Below are 24,432 nucleotides of genomic sequence, written 5' to 3'. Positions count from 1 at the left end.
AGGTGTTCACCACCCGGCCCGACACCATGTTCGGCGCCACCTATTTGGTGCTGGCTCCCGAGCACGACCTCGTCGACCGTCTCGCCGCCGGTGTCGTGCGCCGAGAACAGCGCCCGGGTGCCGGTGGAGCGGCCGATCCAATTGCGCTGCATGGTCTTGACGGGTTCCGGCCAGTCCAGCACATCCAGGTCGTCGAGCAGCCGGTCGGCGTAGGCGGTGATGCGCATCATCCACTGCCGCAACCGCTTCCGGAAGACCGGGAAGTTGCCGCGGTCGCTGCGGCCGTCTGCGGTGACCTCTTCGTTGGCCAGCACCGTGCCGAGCCCGGGACACCAATTCACCATCGAGTCGGCGCGGTAGACCAGTCGGTAGCCGTCGATCAGGTCGGCCCGCTCCCCCACCGACAGCGTGGCCCAGTCCCGTCCGTCCTCGAGATGCCTTGTGCCGGACTCGAATTCGGCGATCAGCTCGGCGATCGGGCGGGCCTTGCCGGCCGCGGTGTCGAACCAGGCGTTGTAGATCTGCAGGAAGATCCACTGCGTCCACTTGTAGAACTCGACGTCGGTGGTCGAAAAGCTGCGCCGGCTGTCGTGACCCAGGCCCAGCCGGCCCAGCTGACGCCGGAAGTTGACCACGTTAGCCTCGGTCCGCGTGCGCGGATGGGTGCCGGTCTGCACGGCGTACTGCTCGGCGGGCAGCCCGAAGGCGTCGAAACCCAACGCGTGCAGGACGTTATGTCCCGTCATCCGGAAGTAGCGGGCGTAGACGTCGGTGGCGATGTAGCCCAGGGGGTGGCCGACGTGCAGTCCCTCGCCCGAGGGATAGGGAAACATGTCCTGCACGAACAATTTGTCAGTGGGGACCGGGGTGCCGTCCGGGGGGGCCAACGAACCGACCGGGTTGGGCACGTTGAACGTGCCGAGCCTGGCCCAGTTCTCCTGCCAAGTGCATTCGATCCGGCCCGCCAGCGCCGCGGTGTAGCGATACGTCGGTGCATCGGAGTCCGTCTGAACGGCACCGGAGTTGCCCGCGGCGGCGGTGGTCGGGGAGTCGGTCACCTGAACAGGGTATAAGGATGGCCGCGGCCCGACCGCCCGGCCACAGGATGATCTCGGTTCCGTTGCGCACGGATCAGAGGTTCATCCCAGCTCTGTCTCGGGCCTATCCACCGCCTTTGACCTGTAGTTACAGTCGGCCTCTAACTGCTGGCAGTGCGCCATTGGAAGGACCGACGCAGATGATCGAGATCGTCCCCGCCCACCGTGCGCTCCTCGGGGGTATGGTCGCCGGCCTGATCGGCATGGCGGTTCTCACCAGCGCACACGCATCGGCAGATCCTCTGATTCCCGCCCCGGCACCCGTTCCCGCGATCCCGGCGCCGGCGCCGGCGCCGCAGAACGTCACCGCCGTGCCCGCGCAGGCGCCGACCAACCGGTTACTCGCGGCGCCGCCGGCGTCGAATCCCGTCGCGTCGCCCGCGGCCCCGGGCGCTCCCGCGCCTTCCGCGGTCACACCCGCCGCGCCGGTCGCCCCCGCGGTCACTCCCGCCACCTCCGGGACCATCCGCGAATACCTGGAGTCCAAAGGGGTCAAGCTCGAGGCGCAGAAGCCGCAGGGACTCAAGGCACTCGACATCACTTTGCCGGTGCCGGCCCGCTGGACCCAGGTGCCCGATCCCAACGTGCCGGACGCCTTCGCGGTGATCGCCGACCGGCAGGGCAGCAGTATCTATAGCTCAAATGCGCAGGTGGTGGTCTACAGGCTGGTCGGCAACTTCGACCCCAGAGAGGCCATCTCCCACGGCTACGTCGACAGCCAGAAGCTCCTCGCCTGGCAGCCCACGAATGCCTCGATGGCCGATTTCGGCGGCTTCCCGTCGTCGATCGTCGAAGGCACCTACCGTGACGGCGACATGACGCTGAACACCTCGCGGCGCCACGTCATCGCCACCTCGGGACCGGACAAGTACCTGGTGTCGCTCGCCGTGACCACTGATCGTGCCGTCGCCGTCGCCGACGCACCGGCCACGGACGCCATCGTCAACGGCTTTCGCGTGACCGTTCCCGGGGCCCCCGTCGCCCCGCCGGCCCAGACACCCGCCGCCTCGCCGGTCGGGCTTCCCGGGCAGACGGCGGCCACGGCCCCCGCCGGGCAGACACCCGCCACCGCCGCCGTCGGCCAGACACCCGCCACGGCCCCGGTCGGGCAGACACCCGCGGCCGCCCCGGTCGGGCAGGCGCCGGCGGTGGCTCCGCTGACGCAGACCTCGGCCACCGCCCCGGCGCGCGTCCCGGTGCAGGCGCCGGTCCCGAGCCGGCAGCCGACGCCGAACCTGCTGGCCCTGGTTCCCGGCCTGCCCCCGCTGCCCAACTTCTCATTCCTGCAGCACTAGGCCCTCGCCCCGACACCGCCGGAGCCCGCTGAGCGGGCCGGCGGCCGGGCTCGTATTGTGAGCCCATGCTGATTGCGGGCGTGCTGTGCATGTGTGCGGCGGTGGCCGCCGCCGGGTTCGGAACGTGGTCGCTGGCGCACCCCCAGAATGTCGACCCCACCGCGCTGGCGCTGCGGTCCATGGCACCGGCGCAGCTGGCCGCGGCGATCATGCTGGCCGCCGGCGGCGTTGTGGCGCTGGCCGCGTCCCCGCACACCGCGCTGGTGGTGCTGATCGTCTGCGTCGCCGGCGCCGTCGGGACGGTCGCCGCCGGATCCTGGCAGAGCGCGCGCTTCGCGCTGCGGCAAGAGGCGGCCGCACCCGCCTGCGCGGGGACCTGCGCCGGCTGCACACAGTCCTGCCACTGAGCTCCGCCGGACCCCCGACGCGGGGGGTGGGGCTAGTTGCGGCTGAGGTCGATCGGATGGGTCGCCAGCAGCGACAGAGGCAGCGGCTGGCGACGCAGCACCTGCCCCCACAGGTCTGACCGAGCCCCCGTCAAAACATCAGATGGCAACGCGGACAAGACGATCCAGTCGTCGCGTTCGATTTCGCCTTCGAGCTGGCCGATGGTCCAACCGGAGTAGCCCGCGAAGATCCGCACACCCTCGACCAGGGGCGCGATCGTGTCGGGATCGGCGTCCAGATCGACCATCACCACCCGCCCGGCCACGTGCCGCAGGCCCGCAACACCCGCCGGATCGGCGCCGACTCGCAACGTCGCCAGGCACAGGGCCGCGTCACGCTTCACCGGTCCGCCGATGAACATCGTCTTCGGCTTGGCGGCCAATTTGGTCCACTGCGGCAGCACGTTGTACACCGCGGTCTCGCTGGCGCGGTTGAGCACCACCCCCAACGTCCCGCCGTCGTTGTGCTCGACGATGTAGATGACGCTGCGCCGGAACGTCGGTTCGAAGAGATCGGTGTTGGCCAGCAGCAAGGTACCCGCGCGCACTCGCTGCGCGGCCGGCGCGACATAGTCCTCTGGATCCTCGGGCGGCGGCACCCCACCATCATCGCATCCGGTGCTTGCCGCCCGGGCGAATCAAGCGCGGGCCGTGAAGATTTGTACTGTTGGTAAGGCGGCTCGGATCGTGGCGAGCTTGCTAGCCCCCCTCGTGGAAGTCGGTTTTGTGATCCAATCCCGGATGCACTCAAGCGCACCCGCCGAAATGTGGCGGTCGGTGCGCAGTTTGCCAGACTTCTGGCGGCTGCTGCAGGTGCGCATGGCGAGTCAATTCGGTGACGGGCTGTTTCAGGCGGGGCTGGCGGGAGCGCTGCTGTTCAATCCGGACCGGGCCGCCGATCCGATGGCGATCGCGCGGGCGTTCACCGTCTTGTTCCTGCCTTACTCGCTGCTGGGACCGTTCGCGGGAGCGCTCATGGACCGCTGGGACCGGCGGCTCGTGCTCGTCGGCGCCAACGCCGGCCGCCTCATCCTGATCGCCGCCATCGGGACCATCCTGGCCGTGCGGGCCGGCGACCTGCCGCTGTTGTTGGGCGCGCTGTTCGCCAACGGCCTGGCGCGGTTCGTCGCATCCGGGTTGTCGGCGTCGCTTCCGCATGTCGTGCCGCGCGAACAGGTGGTGACCATGAACGCCGCGGCCAACGCGGCCGGGGCCATCGCCGCCTTCATCGGCGCCAACTTCATGCTCGTTCCCCGGTTCGTGTTCGGCGCCGGCGACAAGGGCGCCTCGGCGATCATCTTCCTCACCGCGATTCCCGTGTTGACCGCCTTGCTGCTGTCGTGGCGGTTCGGCGCCCGCGTCCTGGGCCCGGACGACACCAAGCGGGCGATCCATGGGCCGGTTGTCTACGCCGTGGTCACCGGTTGGCTGCACGGCGCGCGCACGGTCGCCCAACGGCCGACGGTCTCCGCCACCTTGTCCGGCCTGGCCGCCCACCGCATGGTGATCGGCATCAATTCCTTGCTGGTGCTGTTGCTGGTCCACCACATGACCGATCCGCAAGCCGGGGGATTGGGTACCGCGCTGCTGTTCTTCGGCGCCGCCGGCCTGGGCGCGTTCCTGGCCAACGTGCTCACTCCGCCCGCGGTCCGTCGCTGGGGGCGCTACACGACGGTGAACGGCGCGTTGGCGATGTCGGCGATCGTCGAGGTCGCCGGCGCGGGGCTACTGCTGCCGATCATGGTGGCGTGCGGCTTCTTCCTGGGTGTGACCGGACAGATGGTCAAACTGTGCGCCGACTCGGCGATGCAGATGGACGTCGATGACGCCCTTCGCGGGCACGTGTTCGCCGTACAGGACGCGCTGTTCTGGGTCTCGTTCATCGTCTCGATCACGGTGGCCGCGGCATTGATTCCCGCCGACGGGCATGCACCGGCATTCGCACTGTTCGGCTCGGGTCTGTACCTGGCCGGTCTCGCCATGCACAGCTTCCTGGGCCGGCGCGGCGAGCAGGCGAATAATCGCTACCCGGCGGGGGCGATGGACGAGCGGAGGCAATGATGGCGGGTCCCGAACTGATCGTGGCCGATCTACGTGCGGAAAGCGATGAGCTTGACGCCCTGGTGGCGCCGCTGCCGGCCGAACGCTGGGCCGATCCGACGCCCGCGCCGGGCTGGACCATCGCGCATCAGATCGGCCACCTGTTGTGGACCGACCGGGTCGCGCTGACCTCGGTCACCGACGAGGCGGGGTTCGCCGAACAGCTCAAGGCCGCCGCGGCCGATCCCACGGGCTTCGTCGACGCGGGCGCCGCGGAGTTGGCGACTCTGGCGCCCGCCGAATTGCTCGCCGATTGGCGGGCCACCCGTGGCCGGCTGCACGACGAGCTGCTGAACGTTCCCGCCGGCCGCAAGCTTCCCTGGTTCGGGCCGCCGATGAGTGCGGCGTCGATGGCGACCGCGCGGTTGATGGAGACCTGGGCCCACGGGCTGGACGTGGCAGACGCGCTGGGCGTCAAGCGGGTGGCGACCGACCGGCTGCGGTCGATCGCCCACCTGGGGGTGCGCACCCGCGACTACGCCTTTTTCGTCAACAATCTGCCCGCTCCGGCCGAGCCGTTTCTGGTCGAGCTCCGCGCACCCGGCGGCGACACCTGGAGCTGGGGACCTCCCGACGCGGCGCAGCGGGTCACCGGTTCGGCCGAAGACTTCTGCTTTCTGGTCACGCAGCGCCGCCCGCTCAGCGCCCTGGACATCACGGCGCACGGGACCGACGCCCGGCGCTGGCTGGAGATTGCGCAAGCCTTCGCGGGGCCGCCCGGCGCCGGTCGATGAGCGCGCGCGCGAAGAGAGCCGGCGCCCATCCAACCCAAGCGCCGGTCGATGAGCGCGCGCGCGCGCGAAGAGAGCCGGCGCCCATCCAACCCGGCGCCGGTCGATGAGCGCGCGCGCGCGCGAAGAGAGCCGGCGCCCATCCAACCCGGCGCCGGTCGATGAGCGCGCGCGCAGTTAGTGGAGCGGGCCGCCGTAACTTGCCCGGTTCTCGGCCTCGGCCTCTTCGCGCAGCGCCGAGATCGCCAGATTTAGCCTCTCGGCGAGCTCGCCGTGGGCATATCCGGTCATCACGCTCGGGTGCAGGGTCAGCTTGAGTAACCGTCCGTCGGAGTTCGCCACGGCATAGATGTCGCCGAGGTCGACGCTGTAGGTGACGGCCTCGGCCTGGGCCACGAGGGCTTCCCATTTGTCGGCGGCCTCGCTCAGTTCGCGAAGAACTGATTCGACGAGATCCTTATCGCTGAGATTCGCGCGCCTGCCCGAACCCGACACGATCACAGTATGTCGACCCCTCCCACCAGCGTCAATTCAAAAATCGCGGTTGCGCGCAACCACTCGTGGCCTATGTCCCGGGCGGCGGACTGGCGAGTTTCTGATACCAGGCGAGGTGATAGTTCGCCGACACCGGGTCTCCGCTCGCAATGCCTTCAGTGGCGGCCATCAACAGACACTTGAGCAGAAGTGCCGGATTCACGGCCGGGTACTGGACCAGAAGCTGGTAGCGCGCCGTATCGAGGTGCACCCGCAGCACGTCGACCTCCTGGTCGATGATCACGGCATCCGCTGCGGCCGCGTCGGCCAGCCTCTGCACGATCCGGGGGAGTCCGTCGAAGCGGCGCGTGGTCGCGCTCAGCACATTGCCCAGGTCCTCGATGGCCGGCAGCTCGCGCGGTTCCAACGAAGATTTGGTCGCGGCGAAGTCGACCGAGCGGCGCAGCGAATCACCGGGCGCGTAGGTCACGACGCGCACAGCGTCCCCGATCAACGCAGTGACCCTGCCGCTGCGCTGCTCCGGTTCCAACAACCGCACGCCGGCCGGGAGGGTGATGCCGGCCGGTATCCATCCGTGGGCGAGGTCGGTGACCAACACCGTCGTACCGTCGGCACGATCACCGACCGCCCAGTTCAATCGCGGCTCCTGGCGGACCACAAACTCGAGGAGCCTGTTCAGTCGCTCGACATCGAACCCCGTTGCCGCCATGCTCTTTTCGGACGCCGGGTGCGGCGGCTCCGGGCGTGGCTGAGGCTCATCCCGGCTCGCGACGGGCTCGCCGACGACCGCATGGTGACGACCGCTGTCCGCCGGCTCGTCGGCGACGGGCAGGGCCTCGGTGATCGCGGGGATGATCTGCGTCTCATCGAGGGAAGCCACTTCCGCGTCGTCGGCGGGCGGCGGTTGCTGGGCCCGCCGCGACTCGTCGGGGACCGGCGCCGCCTCCGGCGCCTCCACGTGGTGGCGACCGTTGCCGACGGGCTCCGCGCTCCCGGCCGGCTCATCCATGACGGGCACGTCCCCGGCGATCGCCGGCATGACCTGCGTCTTCTCCGTCAAGCCCACCGCGGTGTCGTCCACCGGTTCTGCAGCCCACCCGGGTGCGGCCTGATCCATTGCCGGCTCTTGCGCCTCCATGTGGTGGCGACCGTCGGCGACGGGCTCCGCGCTCCCGGCCGGCTCATCCATGACGGGCACGGCCTCGGCGATCGCCGGCATGACCTGCGTCTCCTCCGTCAAGCCCACCGTGGTGTCGTCCACCGGTTCTGCAGCCCACCCCGGTGCGGCCTGATCCATTGCCGGCTCCGCGCTGCCGGCCGGCTCGTCAATCGCGGGCACGGCCGCGCTGATGGCCGGCATGACCTGCGTCTCCTCAAGAGCAGCCACCGCTGCGTCGGGCGCATGCTCCTGGGCGGGCCGCGTCTCGTCCGGGACCGGCGCCGGCTCCTGAGCCTCCACGTGGTGGCGGCCGTCGGCGGCGGGCTCCGCATCAACGACAGGTGGTATGACCTGGGTCTCCTCCTGGGTAGTCGGTTCATCCGGAGGCGGTTCGGCATCATCACCACCGCCTTGCGGCACGACCGGAGCCGGCTTGTCGGCGATACGCCAGCGCGGCTTACGCACAGTCCTGGTGGGCGCATTGGAAGGTTCCGCGTCCGTCACCGAAGGAATGACTTGGGTCTGGTCCATGCCCGGTGACGGTGGTTCGGCGAAGTGCGGGCGGGGATGCCCGACGGTCACCCCGGCGTTCGACGCGCGCAGCTGGCGAATCGTCGATTCGACGCGCCGCACGGCGCGGGCACGCGCTTCATCGATGACCCGGGTCTCCTCCGCCTGGCGGGGCAACTCGGCCAAACCCGCACGCTTGACGATCTTCAGCTGCTCGTTGGCGCTGTCGGCGATTCGCCGTAGGTCGGCCCTCAGATAGTCTGCAAGCGCGGCGTTTTCGCCGGTGATCGTGGAAAGCTCGGCAGGCCAAAGCCCACCGATCACCCACGGGGTGCAATCGATGGGAGGGCTGAAGGCCGGTATCGACAGTGATTCCCGGGTAGCTCTCCGGAGGCGCTGACGCGCCGTCATCCGACCGAAGATCGCCACCGGCTAAGCGTACCGGGAGCTGATGAATCGCCTATTCGGTCGGTGAATTGTGCAGCTGTCACAGCCTGGGTAGCGTGCAGATATGGCTGAATCTGCCCTGCAGCAGCAACTCGACGAAGTGCGTGCCCTGCTCGCTCGCGCACGAGAGTTGTTCGGCCCCAATCCCGTAGAGCCACCCACGGATATCGTTCCCGATCCCGAGGCGGCCAAGACCTGGGTGCTTTAGGCGGGCGGAAGCCGGGTTAGGTCGAGCCGCCGCGGCGGCGCAGCTTGTGCGCTAGTAGCTTCTCGATCGCCGCATCGAGGTCCCGCGGGGTCGGCACCTCGGCGGAGGGAGTGTGTCCGGCCGCCAGGATTTCCTCCCGAATTTCCAGCAACGCCTTCAGCCAAGACACGTCTGCGGTCAGCAAAATGCCTCGTGCCAGTGTGTCAGCGTCGGTCTCCATCGCCTCTTCGCTCAGGGCGACGCTGTGCATGTACCCGCCGCGGCAAGAGCGGACGAGGATGTGCCCACTCGGGTGAACGGTGTCAAAAGCGGGGTTCGCGTCCGTCATCGACCGCGGTCAGCAATGCCGCCGAGGTTGCGCGCCGCATCCTGCTCGTGCTGTTCCCACATCGTTGCCGAGGCCGCCAGTTTGTCCGCCAAATCGGCGTGGTCGGCGGCTTGTTGCTCATAGCACTGGCGTCTGAGCTCGAGCAGTTCGCGTCCGGCGTCACGCAGTTCACCGAAGATGGGGCCCAACGAGTCCAGGCTTTCCTGGATCGCCTCGTGCGAGGACGGCACCGTACGCAAATACTCGGAGGTCTCCTGGTGCCGCGCAGCGGCTTGACGCAAGTGCGCGGGCACCACATGGATCGAATCTGCCATCCGCTATCTCCTGTTCCCCGTCCGCCGGCCAGACCGGCGGGATCACTATTGTCAGGTGGTCGGCCAACTCGCCGGCCGGGTGGGTGCCGGTGCGTCGGGCTTCGCCGGTGCGGTCACGGCCGCGGCCGCCGCCGGTGGATGCTCCCAGCCTAGGAAGCTTGGCCCGCTCACGGTGGCGATGTCTTGGATTTGGCCATCGAGAAGGGCCTTGCCCGGGCCGAGGGCAAGGGCGTGTCGGTCGACGAACATTCCGATGTCGGCCGGAGTCACGTGCGACACGTCGACTGGTTCGGCGACCGCGGTGCCGGGCGGTGGAATCGTTATTCCCTGCTGTTGGAAGGCATCTGGTATCGCCACTCCACCGACCGCGGCCTTGATCGCCGCCGCCAGCTGAGGGCTGGCCGCCGTCACCGTCTCACCGTCGGGCAAGGTCACCGTGGTGGGACCGGCCGGAGTCGATTCATCTTCCACCGCCGACGCGTCCTGGGCGGCGTCGCCATCTTGGTCACCCGGTTCGTCCGACGATGGGTCCGTCTTCGCATCGTCGTGGTCGGTCGGGTCCAGCAGTCCTTCGTCGTCGAGGCCCCGCAGGGCGGGATCCGTTCTGTCGTCACCCTGCAGTCCGGGAAGCGAAAACCCACTCGGCGGCGCACCGAGGCTCGGCAGTCCCGGCGAAAGGCCGGGCATTGTCGGCGACACGGGAGCCAAGGGCGCCACAGGAGCGGTCGCGCCCTCCGGCACAACCGTTCCCGACGAATCATCGGTTGGCAGGCCCGGGTCGTCGGTCAAGAATGAATCCAGCAGCGGATCCCAGTCGGAGTCGCCCGTGGATGGCGCGGTAGCCGCGTCGGCGTCGGACGACACCCGGGCCGACGGGCGTTCGTCGGACGTGTTCGATTGACTCTTGGACGCGTCGTACAGCGACGTCCACGCCGCCATCAGTGCCGATTTCGACGTGTCGTCGAGGCTCGCGTCGAGGACCACCGCGCGAATGTCACGGAGTTTGCCGATCAGAAAGCGCTGAAAATCGCGCGCCCCGGCCGGAGTGTCCAAATCCGACCGCGTTCGCACCGCCGCTTCGGTGTCCTGCTGCAACTTCGTCAATGCCTGGCCACCCTCGACGGTGTTGAGGTGGGCGTTCAAGATCGCCGTAATCACCTGCATGTCCAGCTGCGAGCTCGCCGAATTCTGCTGCGACAGTGCGGCTTCGGCCCGCGAGATGGCTTCCGCCGCCTCGCCCCGCTCTCCCTGCGGTGCGGCCGCATGCTGCTGGCGGATCTTGTCAACGATCGCCTGCAGCCGCTCGGGACGCGCCGTTGGGGTGATCACGGCGGCCAGCTCACTGCGCGACAGGCCCGCCTGCCACGCGTTGGGGTCACCGGTGCGGTCTCGGGCATATTTCACCGCGGCAAGCAGCTCCTCGTACGCCGACATCAGCTAGACGACCAGCGCTGTGGTCACCGCTTGTCTTTGCGGCAGGTGTCGCGGCCCCTCCATGCCCGGCGACAGTACCCAGACCCTTTCCGGTCGACAATTCACTGCGCCAAGCGATTGTGGATGACACGGCGACGTTTGCCTTGCTAGCCGTTGTCCGAGCTGTACCGGTCCCGAAGACCTTCCAGTACAGCCTTTTTCGCTCGACCGAGTTCGCGCGCCTCCTCGACGACCGCAGTGATCTCGCGCTGCTTGGCGAGCAGAAACCGCTGAAACTCACGCGCGCCCATGGGCGTGTCCAGGGCAAGGTTGGCTTGATGCGTGGTGGCATGGTCGATCTGCTCGGCGATCGCATCGAGTCGCCTGGCGCCTTCGCGGGTGGCGGCGTGGGCGCTGGCCAGCACGTCGGCCAGCACGCGGTCGGCATCGGCTGCCGTACCGTGCTGGCCGGCCAGGTCCGATTGCCGCGCCTGCATGGCGGCTACCGAGGGTCCGGCTTGTTCCGTCATCGGCTCACCCTGTTCGTCATAGCGGTCGGCGAATTGCGACGTTGGCGCCCAGCCGGCTGATCCGGACCGAGGCTCCCGAGTAGGGCGCTTCGACCACCAGGTTATTGCCGATGGCCAGCTGGACGTGTCCGGCGTGCGGAAAGACGAGATCACCGGCGCGGACGTGCGAGCGGGGCACGGGGATCCCGTCGTTGATCTGCTGATAGGTGGTGCGCCCCAGGTGAATTCCCGCTTGCGCGTAGCTCCACTGCACCAGCCCCGAACAATCGAACCGGTCGGGGCCGGTCGCGCCCCAGACGTAGGGTCGGCCAAGGCGCGACAGTGCGGCGCGCACCGCGATTGCGGCGCGCCCGGCCGATCCCCCCGCGGCGCGGTGGCGCAGGAGTTGGTAGCGCAGCGCACGCAGTTCCCCGACGCGTCGTCGCGCCCGGAGGCGGGCCGACAGGACGTGGACGCGTTGGGTCCGCAGTCGCGCCGCGCGGCGGCGCATCGCCTCGCGCTGGGCCATCGGCGTCACCGGGACGACGGCGGCGTCGGCTCGGGCTTCGTCGAGGACGCTTCGGGTCAGATCACGGGCCTCGGCCCGATCGCGGAGAGCACCGGCGATGACGCCCGCTGCGGCGGTATCCGTGGCGGCGGCCGTTGCGAGCCGTTGCCGGCCGTGGTCCACGGCGAGCCGGTAACCCCCGTGCGCCATTGCGTCGTTCAACCCGCCGGCCGCGCGCAACAGGGTGCGATGGTGTCCCGTGCCCGCATCCAGTGATGGGGGCACTGTGCCGCCGGCGAACAGGTCATGAGCGCGGCTCAGCACCTCGATTTCGCTGTGGGTCACTGCGCCTCCTCGCCTTGCAGGGCTTCGGATTCGACGGCGGCTGTGAACGCACGGACGCGGGGGAGCGCTCCGGGTGGAATAACACCCCGGTTGCGGATGTCCCACATTTCCCCAACATCGACGCCGACCAGCGCGGCGATGATCGTCTCCGGCAAGGACGATCGGGCGCATGCCCGGTCGAAGCGCGCGCTCAAGCTGGTCGGCATCCGCTTGAGCAGCGCGGTTCGAGTCGCCTCGAGGGCTCGGAGATGCTCCATCAGGCGGTCGGTGGAGTCCGCGCCGGCGTTCACCGCGACCCGCCAGGAACCGGCGGCGAGTAGTTCCGCCTTCACGCACTGAGCGATCACAGACAGAATATACGTCTCATATTCGTTTGATGTTGTCGCAGGCAAGCGATCGATGACGGATTTGAGGGCTTCGAGCTGAGCTTCGGCATAGCCTTCCAGCACTTCCGTGTCGCTGTGCCGGTCCACGACCACCGGCCCGGTGCGCCGTGCGGGCACGGCGGCGGGCGGTTGCGCGGCCATCAGCCGGGCTAGTTCCGCATCCGGATCGGCGGCCACCAACAGCCGCGAATAGGTGCCGGGTGGGAGGCCGAGCCCATTCTCAACCTTTTGAACTGTGCTTTTGTGGGGCTTGCGGGCGCCTCGCTCCAGGAAGCTCAAACCCATGATGCTGACGCCGGTGGCGGCGGCCAGGTCGGCCAATGACCAGTCGCGTGACTCCCGCAGGGCGCGGATCGCCGCGCCGGCCGATTCACGGCTCACCGCACGCTCCGGCCATAGGCCGGATATTACACACGCCGGATCATATCGCTGCGGATATACGTTTTTGTCACGTTTCTCTTGCGCGGGGCCGCCATGTCTGTATACGCTTTTGCCTACGTTTCACGCTCGACAAGGAGACCGACATGGGACACCCCTGCGCTGCCAACCCGGAACTTTGGTTCGGCTACCCCGACGACGACGGTGGTGACGGCGCCGCGAAGGCCCGTGCGTACGAGCGGTCGGCCGTCGAGGCGCGGATCCAGTGCCTGCGTCGCTGCCCGCTGGCGCAGCAACGCCAGTGCGCCCAGCACGCCATCGCGCATCGTGAGGAGTACGGGGTGTGGGCCGGCGTGAAACTGCCGGGGGGCCAGTACCGCAAGCGGGAACAGCTCGCGCAGGCCCACGAGGTGCTGCGGCGCATCGCGTCCGGCGAGATCAATTCGCGTCAGCTGCCGGAGAACGCGGCCCTGCTCGCCAACCACGAACACGAGGCCGTCCCGGTGGCCGCGGTGGTGCTGCACCTGCCCCTCGCGCAGGTGGGTCCGCGCTCGGCCGCCTGACGTTTCATCGCGGGACGGGCGCAGTTTGCTGACCTGGTCGACGGGGTAGACGGGCGGCACGACCGAGTCTGCCGACCCGAAGGCGGGATCCATGACATTCGACCTGACCCCGACCGCAGCGCAGCACGACCTGGCCCGACGAACCCACGAGTTCGCCGAAGAAGTGATCCGCCCCGTGGCGCTCCACTACGACCAACGCCAGGAGTTCCCGTGGCCGGTGTTGGAGGAGGCGGCCCAGCGTGGCTTCTACAGCCCCCTGTTCTACCGTGACCTGATCGGCGATCCGACCGGCCTCTCGCTGCCGATGTTCATGGAGGAGCTGTTTTGGGGCTGCGCGGGGATCGGGTTGGCGATCGTGATGCCCGCGTTGGCCCTGTCGGCGATCGGACAGGCCGCGTCTGTAGAGCAGATGATGGAGTGGGCGCCCGAATGCTTCGGCACCCCAGGCGATCTCAAGCTCGCCGCGCTGGCGATCTCCGAACCCGAGGGCGGCAGCGACGTACGCAATCTGCGCACCCGCGCGCGTCGCGACGGTGACGACTGGATCATCGACGGCCACAAAATGTGGATCGGCAACGGCGGGATCGCCAACGTGCACGTGGTCAACGCCGTCGTCGACGAGGAACTCGGTCACCGCGGTCAGGCGCTGTTCGTGGTGCCCGGTGGCACGCCCGGGCTGAAGCTGCTGCGGAAGCTGGACAAGCTGGGCTGCCGCGCCTCCCACACCGCCGAGCTGCTGTTCGAAGGCGTCCGCGTGCCGGGCGCGAATCTGCTTGGTGGACAGGAGAAACTGGAGCACAAGCTCGCAAAGGCGCGTGAGGTCATGGCGGGCGGGACGCGTTCGGGGTCGGCGACATTGGGCACGTTCGAGCAGACTCGGCCTATGGTCGCCGCCCAGGCCATCGGGATTGCGCGCGCCGCGCTGGAGTACGCGACGGCGTACGCCACCGAGCGTGAGGCCTTCGGTGGTCCGATCATCGACAACCAGGGCATCGCCTTCCCGCTGGCGGAGCTGGCCACCCAGATCGACGCCGCTCGACTCCTGACATGGCGAGCGTCGTGGATGGCGGCCAACAACGTTCCCTTCGAACGCGGGGAAGGTTCGATGTCGAAGATGGCCGCCAGCGAGGTGGCCGTGAAGGCCACCGAACGCGCCATTCAAACCATGGGCGGCTGGGGCTACATCACGGATCACCCGGTGGAGAAGTGGTACCGGGATGCCAAGCTGTACACCATCTTTGAAGGCACCAGCGAAATCCAGCGGATGGTGATCGCGAACGCGCTGGGGGCCACCGTCGGCACGCCGCCACTGCACGTTGTCCTCGAGCCGTCGGGCGGACCGTTGAACCGGGTTTTCGGCCGCGGCACCCCGCTGCGGTCCCGCGCCGCCGACACCGCGCTGTCGATGCAGGACCGAGTGCCCGAACCCGTCATGCGGCTGGCCATGAAGGTGCTCCGGCCGCCACGCAAGTAACGGCGTCTGGGTACCGTCGGGTGCGATGAGCAACCTCGAGCCGGCGCCGGTCGAAGTCGCATGCGCTGCTTCGGCAAGCGCGGGCGTCGAAGTGCTGCGTCCCCGGGAGGTTCCGTTGGGCGGGCCCCGTGCCATGCGCGTGCATCGCACGCTTCCCCAACGCCAGCGCTCGCTGATCGGGGCGTGGTGCTTCATCGACCACTACGGCCCGGCGGCGACGCGCATGGACGTTCCGCCGCATCCGCACACCGGACTACAGACGGTGAGTTGGTTGTTCGAGGGGGAAGTGGAGCACAACGACAGTGGGGGCGTGCACGCGGTGGTGCGGCCCGGCGAGCTGAACCTGATGACCGCGGGCGCCGGTATCTGTCATTCCGAGGTGTCGGTTGAGTCGCCGGCCGCCATGCACGGCGTGCAGCTCTGGGTGGCGCTCCCGGGAGCGGCTCGCGACACCGGTCGCGACTTCGCCCACTACGCGCCGGAGCCGGTGGCGATTTCCGGTGCGGCTGTGCGTGTGTTTCTCGGGGAGCTGGCCGGCACCCGTTCCCCGGTACGCGCCTTTACTCCGCTGCTGGGCGCCCAGATCGATCTCCGCGTCGGAGCTCGCCTGGAGGTCGGCGTCGACCCGATGTTCGAGCATGGTGTGCTCGGCGATGTGGGTTTCGTCCAGGTGGAGGACGCCGCTCTGGCGGCCGCCGAGCTGGCCTACCTGGGCCCCGGCCGATCCGTGCTGCGCCTGCGGAACGTGGGGGAGGGGCGGGCGCGGGTACTGCTACTCGGTGGGACACCGTTCACCGAGGAGTTGGTGATGTGGTGGAACTTCGTCGGACGAAGCCACGAGGACATCGTGGTGTACCGCCAACTGTGGGAGGACGGCGACGATCGTTTCGGCGCCGTCCACGGTTACCGGGGTTCGCTTGCCCGGCTGCCCGCCCCGCCGCTGCCGACCACGCGGCTGCGGCCTCGACCCGTACCGCAACGAAAGGGAGACACATGACCGCCGACAAGACAGGTGCCGAAGCGACCGTCAGCCTGGAGGACGGCCGCTACACCATCGCCGTGGAAGGCAAGCAGGTCGGCCTCGCCGACTTCGCCGACCGCGGCGACCAGCGCGTCTTTTACCACACCGAAATCGACCCGGCCTATGGCGGACGCGGCCTGGCCACGATCCTCGTCGAGGAGGCGCTCAACGAAGCGCGGGACGAAGGCAAACGCATCGTCCCCGTGTGTTCGATGATCGGCACCGTGCTCAAGAAGCACCCCGAATTCGACGACATCACCGACGCCGTTACGCCGGACGTTCAGCGGTGGCTGCAGACGTCGTAGCGAGGGCTAGTGCTTCTATTGGCCAATGAACCGCCCGTCTTCGGGCGCGTCACGCTAGTCCCTCCCTGACCATCCGTCGTATTTCGTCAACCGAATTGGACATAAGGTGACTAAAAATAGTTGCGTACGATTCCATTAAAATCGCTTTTCCACTCAGGTGATCATCGTTCCGCGATCCCCTCCGTTAGCGGGTTTACAGTCACATCCGGACTAAACCCGGAAGAATAGAGTTGCGGCCCCAGAGGCGCTGCGCCGATTACTCCCCGTGCCAACGAGGACCAGATCCAGATCAGGTATTTTTCGGCAAGCTCAAGCGAAGACGATTTCGCGGTGTCATTGCGACGTTGTCCACAATCGTCGACCGTATCAACGATCCACCACTCGGTATCGCGACGAAGATAGGTTGAGAAATCGCCAGAGGTGAAGGCGATTTCACAATCATCGCATTCCAATGAGACAGCCGGGTTGGTCAAGCGAGGCCAAGCCTTAAGGCGCGTGCTGCGACCGGGTATCCCGATTGCGCCCCAAGAGCTCGCTGCCCTCGACGTTTGGAGCGCGCCGTAGGCGGCGCACGATGGCCCTGACCGCGCTAACACCCGCAGCACCACCCAAGCCGAGCAGGAGAAGGGGTTCCCACCAAGTGTCCTTGATGGCAAAGGTGCCGGTGCGGTGGACCTCGATGTCGTGACCGACGTCGCCAGGCAGGGCACTGATGACCGACCCTCGGTCGTGCGGCGCGTCGCTCGGGTGCGCGTAACAATTATTGAAGGGCAGGTCGTCACTAGCCGTCGCACGGTCCCAACAGCGCTCGACTGTCATTCGAGCGGGAGCGCCGAAGTGCTGATTCCACACGAGGAATGTCGCGATGGCGATCAGCGCGAGCGAAAGAACCGACGAGCCCAGGATCGTGAGAATTCGGGGACGATCCCTACGTCGGCTGCGCGCTGTGTCACCGTGATCCCGTCCTGATAGTGGTTCTCTGACATCGGCGGTCGGGTTGCCGGTGGGTAGGTTGTGGGCGGTTGCCGCTCTGTCTTCCAGATGCCAGGTCAAGGCGAATTTCTCAGTGAGCGTCAGCCAATCCGCGGCGGAGACCACATAAGCAGGGCGTTCATTCGGGCTCGGCACATTGCCGCGCCACGAAAATCGAAATCCCGATCCCACTTGGACGAGACATCCGATAGGCAGTGGCTGCACACCGGGAACGCCCACGACCATGCCGGTGATGGCGGGGTAGTTATACGTGCTGCCATCGCCGCTGGTGACACTATCGGGCTGGAAGATTGCTGGTGTCGCGGTCACCTGCGCACCCGAAGCCGAGGCCTTGAGCGTATTGCCGTTTGGGTCGATCACCCGGATCGCATCGTTGTCCACGTCAAGGACCAGGCTCGGTTGCGACAGTGATCGCTGAAGTCGTAGTTGTTTTCGGATGGCATACGGCGAGATCTGTTCGGCCAGATAAGGGTTGGGAAACAGTAGGCACCGAGTCGGTTCCCCGGGTGCAGGCCCGCGTACATCCATTCCACAGCGGCGCCCGCCTATGGCGAGAAGCTCATCGAACTCTGAGTCCGACAACCAGGCGTCGACGGTCTGGACGGGCTGCGCGTCGAGCCGTGTTGCGGGAGCAATGCGACGATCTCGTGCGCCGAGAACAAACCGGTGTGAGTCACATTGCAGGTGAAGCGCCACGCCCGTCGTCACCCATGCGCCGATCTTGGCGTCAACGAATGAAAAAACACGACCCGGCCGCTGATTGACCGTCAGGCCATCGCTCGTGACGTCAATGAGGACCTTTCGGTGCGAACGCCACCACAAGTAGGCCAACCAGGGCAGGGGGATTACGAAGAACAGAGCCATCCCCACGGCCAAGCCCACGCGGGCCCCGAAGGCGACGCCGACCCCCAAGCCCACGCCGATCGCCAAGCCGTACAGGACGGCGGTTTGCTTTCCGGCTATCGCGGTCATTGTGGAGCCAATGGACGGGGAGGAGGCCACGAACTGGCGCGACGCAGCCGATCTGTCGTTGACGCTCATCCCGATCCCAACCTTTCGCGCAGTCCCACCAAAGCAGCAAGTACGTACGATCCACCCCCACGCCGTTCACCCATGGAAATGCGATGCGTCGCCGACGTTTTACGGGTGAAAGCCCGGAGGCGTGCCCCCTGGGTTGGGGCAGAACATCAGGCCGCATTGGACGTTGCCGGGATTATCACCCGGTGGATTATCGCCGTCCCAAAGTGCGGAAAGTGACAGCGTGTTCTGCCCGTTCGGTTCGGTCCGAGGAACATTGCCCCACCCGGCGGGGACCTTGTACCAGGTATGACAGACAGTCATATCCCAGGCGTAATGATCGAAGCGCAGATTCGGGCCCGACGGCCAGTCCATGGACTGCCCTGGGCACCACGTGTGTGGGCCCGAGATGGCACGGGCGGTACCTGCGCCCAGCGCCAGACCGGCTACCGCGACCCCGACGGACAGCAGTGCTCCCGTCATGATCTTGTTCACGGGGTGATTGGTGTTCATATTGTCTTTCCTTCGTGATCCGTTGCCGTCCTCGGTATGTCGTACGAACATTGCAGACCGTTCGGGTCGCTACCGATCTCAAGAACACTGCGCTGCTGCACGTCATGGGTCATGCTTTGTAGGTGTCTGGACATTGACCATCGGCGTTCAGTTGGTTGGGCGGACCTCTAGACGCTGATCATCGACACGGTGTTGTCGCCGTAGTCGGCGACGTAGAGCTCGGCGCCGTGTTGGCTCTAGCGGCCTTTGCGGCGTTGGTGATTCGCCGACGACTCATCTGCATCGACCTCGATCCGCTTGACTGGTCAATGTGTGGTGCTGACCCCGCCGGTGTTCGCGGTTCGGGGCGCGGCCCGGGGGCATTGCGGCTACAGTAGGCCGCATCATGTCCCGATGTGCGGTGCTGTTTGCCGCGCGCCCTCCGGGGCGCTCGGTATGTAGTCTGCGTTGGCTGGTGGCCGAGGTGCATGGGGCGTTTTCCCTATTTTTCGGTGCCGCCAACAGCGGCTGAACGCGGGAGCCGGTCGGGTGGAGCGGTTGCTGGAGCGCCAGGAGGCGCTCGCCGAGCTGGGCGGGATCACGCGGGACGTTGCCCGCGGCGGTGGCGGGCGGCTGGTGTTGGTGAGCGGGGAAGCCGGAGTCGGCAAGACCGTGGTGCTGGGGCACATTGTGGCCCAGTTGGATTCCGCCATGCAGGTGCTGCGCGGCTGGTGCGACCCGTTGGCCACACCGCGCCCGTTGGGGCCGCTCATCGATGCGTTGGCTGGCGTGGGTCCAGCCGCGGCCCGAGCATTGGACGCGGCGATCCTGTCCGGTGACACCGGCGTGCTCTACCGCCGGTTGTTGGCGTTACTGCGCGATGGACACCATTGGCTGTGGGTGATCGAAGACGCTCATTGGGCCGATGGCGCGACCCTGGATCTGCTGCGGTTTCTGGCCCGACGCGTCGATTCGCTGCCGCTGCTGCTGGCAGTGTCCTATCGCGACGATGAACTTGACCGACAGCACCCACTGTCGGTCGCCCTGGGAGATATGGCCACCTGCGCGGCAGTCAGTCGTATCCAGTTGGAGCCGCTGAGTCCCCAGGCGGTGGCCCAGATGGCCACCGGCAGCGGGGTAAACGCCGAGCAGCTGCACCAACTCACCGGCGGTAACCCATTTTTCGTCACCGAGGTGCTGGCCACCGGCCCGGCCGCGTTGAGTCGGCAGGGCTTGCCGCGCAGCATCACCGAGGCGGTCCGCGGCCGGCAGGGCCGCCTGTCGGTGGCCGCACGTGAGACCGCTGACGCGGTGGCAGTCTGTGGCCCACGTGCGCCGGTGGATCTGGTGGAAAAGGTCTGCCCGATGGCCGGCACGGGGCTGGGCGAATGCCTCGACGCCGGGGTGCTGGTCGCTGACGCGAACACGATCGGCTTTCGCCATGAGCTGGCCCGCCGCGCCACCACGGAACGGATACCCGGATACGAGCGGCGAGCGCTGCACAAACGGGCATTGGCGGTGTTGGCCGAACCGCCAATCGATCCGGATACGTTGGTGGCGTTAGCATTTCACGCCCAGCGCGCCGACGATATCGGCGCCGTCATCCGCTACGGGCCTCCGGCCGCCGAGCGGGCCTTGGCGCTGGGCGCGAACCGCGAAGCCGCCGAGCTGTACGAGGTCACGCTGCGTTACGCCAAAACCGCCCCGGCCGAGCAGCGTGCCGTGTGGCTCGAACAGCATGCGTTCGCCAGCTATGCCTGCGGGCTCGCAGAGGCGGCTGTGTCCTCGTGGCGGGAAGCGGCGATGCTACGCCACGATCTGGGTCATCGACTCGCACAAGCCGAGGACCTTCGTTGGCTGTCCCACCAACTGTGGGGGACTGGCCGCACCCGCCAAGCCGCCGAAGCGGGACGCACCGCATTGGCGTTGGCCCAAGGCGACGGTGCGAGCCGTCAGCTGGCCTCGTCGCTGGTGAACATGACCCAGGTGGGGGTGTGGGGTTTCGACGCGGCTGCCGCCGAGTATGCCGCCCACGCAATGACGGTGGGTGCCCAGCTCGGGGATGACCTGACCATCGCGCAAGCTCGCGGTTTTGCCGCCCTGGCCCGCGTGTTGCGGACCGACACCGGATGGGACGAGTTGGAAGCTGCCTGGCGCGACACCATGGCTGCCGACGTGCGCGGCGAACACGCCGGCCTGCTCGGGACGTGCGTGTGCGGGTTCGCCGCGATGCATTATGACTTGGACCGGGCCTACAGCTGCCTTGCCGATGCCGTAGCGCATTGCCGTGACCGTAACCTGATCACGTTCGAGGCATTGAACCGCGGCATCGATGCCTTGCTGGGTCTGCATCGCGGCAACTGGGACACCGCCCGCTCAGCTGCGGAGGACGTACTCACCCGCCCGGGGTTGGTCGCGGTGAACACCACCGTGCCGCGACTGACCCTGGCCCTCATCGACGCCCGCCGCGGCGAACCACCCACCACATCGCTGCTCGACTACGACACGGCCATACCCTTCTCCGACCATCTGCGGCTGTTTCCGGTGTGGGCGGCGCGTGCAGAGGTCGCGTGGTTGGCCGGCGACGACGACACCGCGCGCACCGAGGCTCAGACCGCCCTGGCAGCCCTCGAAGACGAGGCCGATGCCTGGCTGATTGGGTCGTTGCGCCGCTGGGCGCAACTGCCCGGCGCCGGCGCGGCGCCCATCGCCGTCGAGAACCCGATCACTCCCTTCCACTTAGAAGTGAGCGGCGACTGGCAGGCCGCCGCCACCGAATGGACGCGCCGCGGCTGCCTGTACGAAGCGGCCGTCGCCCAACTCGGCGGCGACATCGCTGCGGTGCAGTCAGCGCACGACACTTTCCGCCGGCTCGGGGCACGCGCAGCGGCCCGCCGCGCCCAACAGCGTCTCGCCGCGCTGCGCGGTCCAACCCGCCGCGGCCCATACGGTCAAACCCTTGCCGACCCCGACGGGCTGACCCGCCGCCAACGCGAGGTCCTCGAACTGCTCACGTCCGGCCACAACACCGCAGGCATCGCCGCCACCCTGCACATCAGCACCAAAACCACCGACAACCACATACAGGCCATCCTGGCTAAACTCGGGGTCAGCACTCGCGCCCAAGCCGTCGCCCACGCCCTGCGAGATCCGGTCACGACTTAGCCTGAAGAGCGCACACCGACAGCCCGCCGCGTGAACCACGTCGGCTACATCTGTGCACCCGGAGCCGCCGCAACCGTGCCGTCTTGTAGATGACACTGACGAACTGAACAGCTCAAACATTCCAATCAGGCCATCTCGTCACAGATAACGCAGTGCGGGCGTAATCCAAGAGAGCAGCAAGCCCAACTCGCTCCTCGCCCGCGGACATGCCCGAAAGCTTGTCGCTGTAGACGCGATTCGCGTCGACACCTGCCGAGATCAGCGCATCGACTTGTTGGTCGAGGGACTGATGCCCGGTGCTGACGCGGGCGTACCCGAGTTGGGCTCCGGTCGTGGCTGGAGTGGTGATCGTTGCCATGCAATCACTGTCTCAACAGGCCGAGCTCATCGCCGGTAGGTTCGGCCGCCAGGATCTCCTTCGACAGGTTGATGGTGTCGAAGATCCTGCGGCGCGTCACTTCGGTGATGAGCTTCGTCGCCACGCCCCTATAGCTCCTTTGTGGCCGGCGCCCGACCCCGGTGGATCAGGTGCGCTTCAAAGATTACGGGGATCTACGCGACCATGTCCCGACCGCGACGAAAGTCGCGTCCGCGGCCAGCTTCCCCACCAAACACAAAGGTCACGAACCCAAATGAGTTCGTGACCTTTAGCGCCGCAGTTCGTAGAACCGCTCGCTGTGGGCGAAGGGGGACTTGAACCCCCACGTCCCGAAGGACACTGGCACCTGAAGCCAGCGCGTCTGCCATTCCGCCACTCGCCCGGAAAAACAACCGATGGACCATATCACTCTAATAGCCGCATTCCCCAACTGCCTGGTCGGGCCCGGCGGCTGGGCGGCGCTGCGGGCCAACGTCTCTGAGCAGGGCGGACGCAGTTCTCAGAGTTTTCACGGTGCCGCGAGCTCGCGCGGTGTCGATACCATGCTGGAGTGAGAGGTCACCGCGCGCATCGTTTGCCGCACGGCAGCGACACGCATTGGCAAGTGCGGGTGAACGGCAGGGCATGAGTAGCCAACGGGGGCTGGCGGCGCGGATCGAGCGCAAGCTCGAGGCCACCGTCGACAATGCCTTCGCCCGAGTCTTCGGCGGATCGATCGTCCCGCAGGAGGTGGAGGCCCTGCTGCGCCGCGAAGCCCGCGACGGCGTCCAACGGCTGCACGGAAATCGGTTTTTGGCCCCCAACGAATACATCATTACCCTCGGAAGGCACGACTTCGAGAAGGTGGGCGCCGACCCTGATCTCACGTCGGGCGCTTTCGCGAGGTACTTGGCCGACTACATCCGTGAACAGGAGTGGCAAACGTATGGTGATGTGGTCGTCCGCTTCGAGCAGTCGTCGAACCTGCGTACCGGCCAGTACCGCGCCCGTGGTGCTGTCAACCCCGATGTGCAGCCCCGCCCGACGGTCAATGAGCCCGTCCGGCCACAATCAAATAATGCGTTCGGCGCAGAACGAGGAGTAGCACCAATGACTGACGATTCGAGCTACCGCGGGGCTCAGGGGCCGGGGCGGCCCAGCGATGAGTATTACGACGACCGCTACGGGCGTCCGCAAGAGGCTGGCGCAGAACCGCAGGGGGGGCCTGAACCGCGCGGTGGGTATCCACCGCCGCCCGAGCAGGGCGGCTACCCGCCGCAGCAGGGCTACCCGCCGCCGCGGCACCCCGAGCAGGGCGGCTACCCCGAGCAGGGCCAAGGCGGCTACCCGGAGCAGGGCGGCTACCAAGCGCCGGGCGGCTACCCCGACCAGCGCGGGTATCAAGCCCCGGGGGGATACCCCGAGCAGCGCGGCTACCAGGGCCAGGGCGGGGGCTACCCCGAGCAGGGCCAAGGGGGGTACCCGCCGCAGTACGAGCAGCGCCCTCCCGCGCCCGGTGGGTACGGCGGCCAAGGTTACGACCAGGGCTACCGCCAGGGCGGCGGTTACGGCCCGCCGGGCGGCGGTCAGCCCGCAGGCGGCCAACAGGGCTACGGCGGGTACGGCGAATACGGCCGCGGACCGGCGCGCCAGGATGAGGGTGCCTACGCTCCGCCCGAGCAGCGGCCGGCCTACCCCGAGCAGGGCGCCGGGTACGAGCAGGGCGGCGGCTATGAGCAGGCCGGCGGGTACGAGCAGGGATACCAGCAGGGCGGTGGTGGCTACGGGCGGCAGGACTACGCCGGCGACTACACGCAGTATGCGGAGAACGTCCCGGGCGGGGGATACGGCGGCCAGGGCGGCTATCCCGAGGCGCCCCAGCGCGACTACGACTACGGCCAGCAGGCCGAGTACGCCCAGCCCGCCGACTACGGGCAGCCGGCCGACTACGGTCAGCAGGCCGGCGGCTACGGCGCTTACGGCGGCGGCTATGGCGCGGCCGGGACGGCGGTCACGCTGCAGCTCGACGACGGCAGCGGCCGCACCTATCAGCTGCGTGAGGGCTCCAACATCGTGGGCCGCGGCCAAGACGCCCAATTCCGGTTGCCCGACACCGGCGTGTCACGGCGTCACCTCGAGATCCGTTGGGACGGGCAGGTGGCGCTCCTGTCGGACCTGAACTCGACCAACGGCACCACCGTGAACAACGCGCCCGTGCAGGAGTGGCAGTTGGCCGATGGTGACGTGATCCGCCTGGGCCACTCGGAGATCATCGTCCGGATCCACTGAACCCGCTGGGCTCGACGCTGCCCTGCCTCGCCCCGAGTCGACCGCCGTCCAAGTATCGTGACGTTGCCGATGTGCTCGGGGTCACG

23 protein-coding genes, 1 tRNA gene and 2 pseudogenes are annotated in these 24,432 nt (G+C 67.7%); 11 read left to right on the top strand and 15 right to left on the bottom strand.

The window, feature by feature from the left end:
* Positions 1–572: 572 nt before the first annotated feature.
* Positions 573–833: pseudogene (locus A5692_RS30445) on the bottom strand (class I tRNA ligase family protein); the annotation flags it as partial.
* 404 nt (positions 834–1,237) lie between these two features.
* Between A5692_RS30445 and A5692_RS18965 the strand changes: the two are divergent.
* Positions 1,238–2,392 (top strand): LpqN/LpqT family lipoprotein, encoded by a 1,155-nt coding sequence (locus A5692_RS18965; protein ID WP_068058601.1) that lies wholly within the window; start codon positions 1,238–1,240, stop codon positions 2,390–2,392.
* Between the two features lie 65 nt (positions 2,393–2,457).
* A complete protein-coding gene (locus A5692_RS18960; protein ID WP_068058599.1) occupies positions 2,458–2,799 on the top strand; it encodes a hypothetical protein in 342 nt (113 codons plus the stop codon).
* A 32-nt stretch (positions 2,800–2,831) separates the two neighbouring features.
* On the opposite strand, the gene A5692_RS18955 is transcribed toward A5692_RS18960, so the two are convergent.
* Positions 2,832–3,437, bottom strand: a complete 606-nt coding sequence (locus tag A5692_RS18955) for a YqgE/AlgH family protein (RefSeq protein WP_068058597.1) — start codon at positions 3,435–3,437, stop codon at positions 2,832–2,834.
* A 142-nt stretch (positions 3,438–3,579) separates the two neighbouring features.
* Between A5692_RS18955 and A5692_RS18950 the strand changes: the two genes are divergently transcribed.
* Complete coding sequence (locus A5692_RS18950) at positions 3,580–4,899, top strand: MFS transporter (protein ID WP_068058611.1); 1,320 nt, start codon at positions 3,580–3,582, stop codon at positions 4,897–4,899.
* Positions 4,899–5,672, top strand: coding sequence for a TIGR03084 family metal-binding protein (locus tag A5692_RS18945; protein WP_068058609.1), 774 nt, complete (start codon positions 4,899–4,901; stop codon positions 5,670–5,672). The genes A5692_RS18950 and A5692_RS18945 overlap by 1 nt, the downstream gene beginning before the upstream one ends.
* 174 nt (positions 5,673–5,846) lie before the next feature.
* Here the strand turns inward: A5692_RS18945 and A5692_RS18940 are convergent, their stop codons facing one another.
* Complete coding sequence (locus tag A5692_RS18940) at positions 5,847–6,167, bottom strand: DUF2710 family protein (RefSeq protein ID WP_156766161.1); 321 nt, start codon at positions 6,165–6,167, stop codon at positions 5,847–5,849.
* A gap of 67 nt (positions 6,168–6,234) precedes the next feature.
* A complete protein-coding gene (locus A5692_RS18935; protein ID WP_068058594.1) occupies positions 6,235–8,262 on the bottom strand; it encodes a DUF5631 domain-containing protein in 2,028 nt (675 codons plus the stop codon).
* Between the two features lie 82 nt (positions 8,263–8,344).
* Here A5692_RS18935 and A5692_RS29540 point away from each other — a divergent pair, with 82 nt between their 5' ends.
* Positions 8,345–8,488 carry a hypothetical protein gene (locus tag A5692_RS29540; RefSeq protein ID WP_197514505.1) on the top strand — a complete coding sequence of 48 codons (144 nt, stop codon included), beginning with the start codon at positions 8,345–8,347 and terminating at the stop codon, positions 8,486–8,488.
* Positions 8,489–8,504: 16 nt separating this feature from the next.
* Here the strand turns inward: A5692_RS29540 and A5692_RS18930 are convergent, their stop codons facing one another.
* From A5692_RS18930 to A5692_RS18905, 6 genes are all read right to left on the bottom strand, one after another.
* Entirely contained in the window at positions 8,505–8,816 is a 312-nt protein-coding gene (locus A5692_RS18930; RefSeq protein WP_068058592.1) for a DUF2694 family protein, read from the bottom strand.
* On the bottom strand, positions 8,813–9,130 hold the full coding sequence (locus A5692_RS18925) for an ESX-1 secretion-associated protein (RefSeq protein ID WP_068058590.1): 318 nt from the start codon (positions 9,128–9,130) through the stop codon (positions 8,813–8,815). The genes A5692_RS18930 and A5692_RS18925 overlap by 4 nt, the downstream gene beginning before the upstream one ends.
* A 51-nt stretch (positions 9,131–9,181) precedes the next feature.
* On the bottom strand, positions 9,182–10,564 hold the full coding sequence (locus tag A5692_RS18920; RefSeq protein WP_068058588.1) for a DUF4226 domain-containing protein: 1,383 nt from the start codon (positions 10,562–10,564) through the stop codon (positions 9,182–9,184).
* Positions 10,565–10,710: 146 nt separating this feature from the next.
* A complete protein-coding gene (locus A5692_RS18915) occupies positions 10,711–11,073 on the bottom strand; it encodes a DUF4226 domain-containing protein (protein ID WP_068058586.1) in 363 nt (120 codons plus the stop codon).
* 16 nt (positions 11,074–11,089) lie between these two features.
* A complete protein-coding gene (locus A5692_RS18910; RefSeq protein WP_068058584.1) occupies positions 11,090–11,905 on the bottom strand; it encodes a C40 family peptidase in 816 nt (271 codons plus the stop codon).
* Entirely contained in the window at positions 11,902–12,672 is a 771-nt protein-coding gene (locus A5692_RS18905; protein WP_068058582.1) for a helix-turn-helix domain-containing protein, read from the bottom strand. The genes A5692_RS18910 and A5692_RS18905 overlap by 4 nt, the downstream gene beginning before the upstream one ends.
* 143 nt (positions 12,673–12,815) lie before the next feature.
* Between A5692_RS18905 and A5692_RS18900 the strand changes: the two genes are divergently transcribed.
* The 4 genes from A5692_RS18900 to A5692_RS18885 all read left to right on the top strand — a co-directional run bounded on the left by A5692_RS18900 (position 12,816) and on the right by A5692_RS18885 (position 16,032).
* Positions 12,816–13,232 (top strand): WhiB family transcriptional regulator, encoded by a 417-nt coding sequence (locus A5692_RS18900; RefSeq protein ID WP_068058580.1) that lies wholly within the window; start codon positions 12,816–12,818, stop codon positions 13,230–13,232.
* 91 nt (positions 13,233–13,323) lie between these two features.
* The gene (locus A5692_RS18895; protein ID WP_068058578.1) at positions 13,324–14,706 is read left to right on the top strand and encodes an acyl-CoA dehydrogenase family protein; all 1,383 of its coding nucleotides are present in this window, start codon (positions 13,324–13,326) and stop codon (positions 14,704–14,706) included.
* Positions 14,707–14,731: 25 nt separating this feature from the next.
* Positions 14,732–15,703, top strand: coding sequence for a pirin family protein (locus A5692_RS18890; RefSeq protein WP_068058576.1), 972 nt, complete (start codon positions 14,732–14,734; stop codon positions 15,701–15,703).
* On the top strand, positions 15,700–16,032 hold the full coding sequence (locus A5692_RS18885; RefSeq protein WP_068058574.1) for a GNAT family N-acetyltransferase: 333 nt from the start codon (positions 15,700–15,702) through the stop codon (positions 16,030–16,032). Before A5692_RS18890 ends, A5692_RS18885 begins: the two co-directional genes overlap by 4 nt.
* A gap of 161 nt (positions 16,033–16,193) precedes the next feature.
* Here A5692_RS18885 and A5692_RS29185 read toward each other — a convergent pair whose 3' ends face one another.
* The 3 genes from A5692_RS29185 to A5692_RS28465 form a co-directional block, all read right to left on the bottom strand.
* Positions 16,194–16,505 (bottom strand): hypothetical protein, encoded by a 312-nt coding sequence (locus tag A5692_RS29185; protein WP_156766159.1) that lies wholly within the window; start codon positions 16,503–16,505, stop codon positions 16,194–16,196.
* 13 nt (positions 16,506–16,518) lie between these two features.
* On the bottom strand, positions 16,519–18,066 hold the full coding sequence (locus A5692_RS18880) for a hypothetical protein (RefSeq protein ID WP_068058572.1): 1,548 nt from the start codon (positions 18,064–18,066) through the stop codon (positions 16,519–16,521).
* 99 nt (positions 18,067–18,165) lie between these two features.
* Positions 18,166–18,555: a hypothetical protein gene (locus A5692_RS28465; RefSeq protein ID WP_082962866.1), complete on the bottom strand. Its 390-nt coding sequence runs from the start codon at positions 18,553–18,555 to the stop codon at positions 18,166–18,168.
* 528 nt (positions 18,556–19,083) lie between these two features.
* Here A5692_RS28465 and A5692_RS18875 point away from each other — a divergent pair.
* Complete coding sequence (locus tag A5692_RS18875; protein WP_068058570.1) at positions 19,084–21,699, top strand: AAA family ATPase; 2,616 nt, start codon at positions 19,084–19,086, stop codon at positions 21,697–21,699.
* Between the two features lie 154 nt (positions 21,700–21,853).
* Here the strand turns inward: A5692_RS18875 and A5692_RS28460 are convergent.
* Both A5692_RS28460 and A5692_RS18870 read right to left on the bottom strand, forming a co-directional pair.
* Positions 21,854–22,057 (bottom strand): annotated as a pseudogene (locus tag A5692_RS28460) (recombinase family protein); the annotation flags it as partial.
* A gap of 320 nt (positions 22,058–22,377) precedes the next feature.
* Positions 22,378–22,460 (bottom strand) — tRNA-Leu (locus tag A5692_RS18870).
* 242 nt (positions 22,461–22,702) lie between these two features.
* Here A5692_RS18870 and A5692_RS18865 point away from each other — a divergent pair.
* Positions 22,703–24,346, top strand: coding sequence for a DUF3662 and FHA domain-containing protein (locus tag A5692_RS18865; protein ID WP_068058568.1), 1,644 nt, complete (start codon positions 22,703–22,705; stop codon positions 24,344–24,346).
* Positions 24,347–24,432 lie beyond the last annotated feature (86 nt).

Origin of the sequence: Mycobacterium sp. E342 (assembly GCF_001667665.1) — a bacterium.
Lineage (GTDB): Bacteria > Actinomycetota > Actinomycetes > Mycobacteriales > Mycobacteriaceae > Mycobacterium.
The sequence above is the reverse complement of the archived record's forward strand: the minus strand, read 5'-3'. Positions and strand labels throughout refer to the sequence as shown.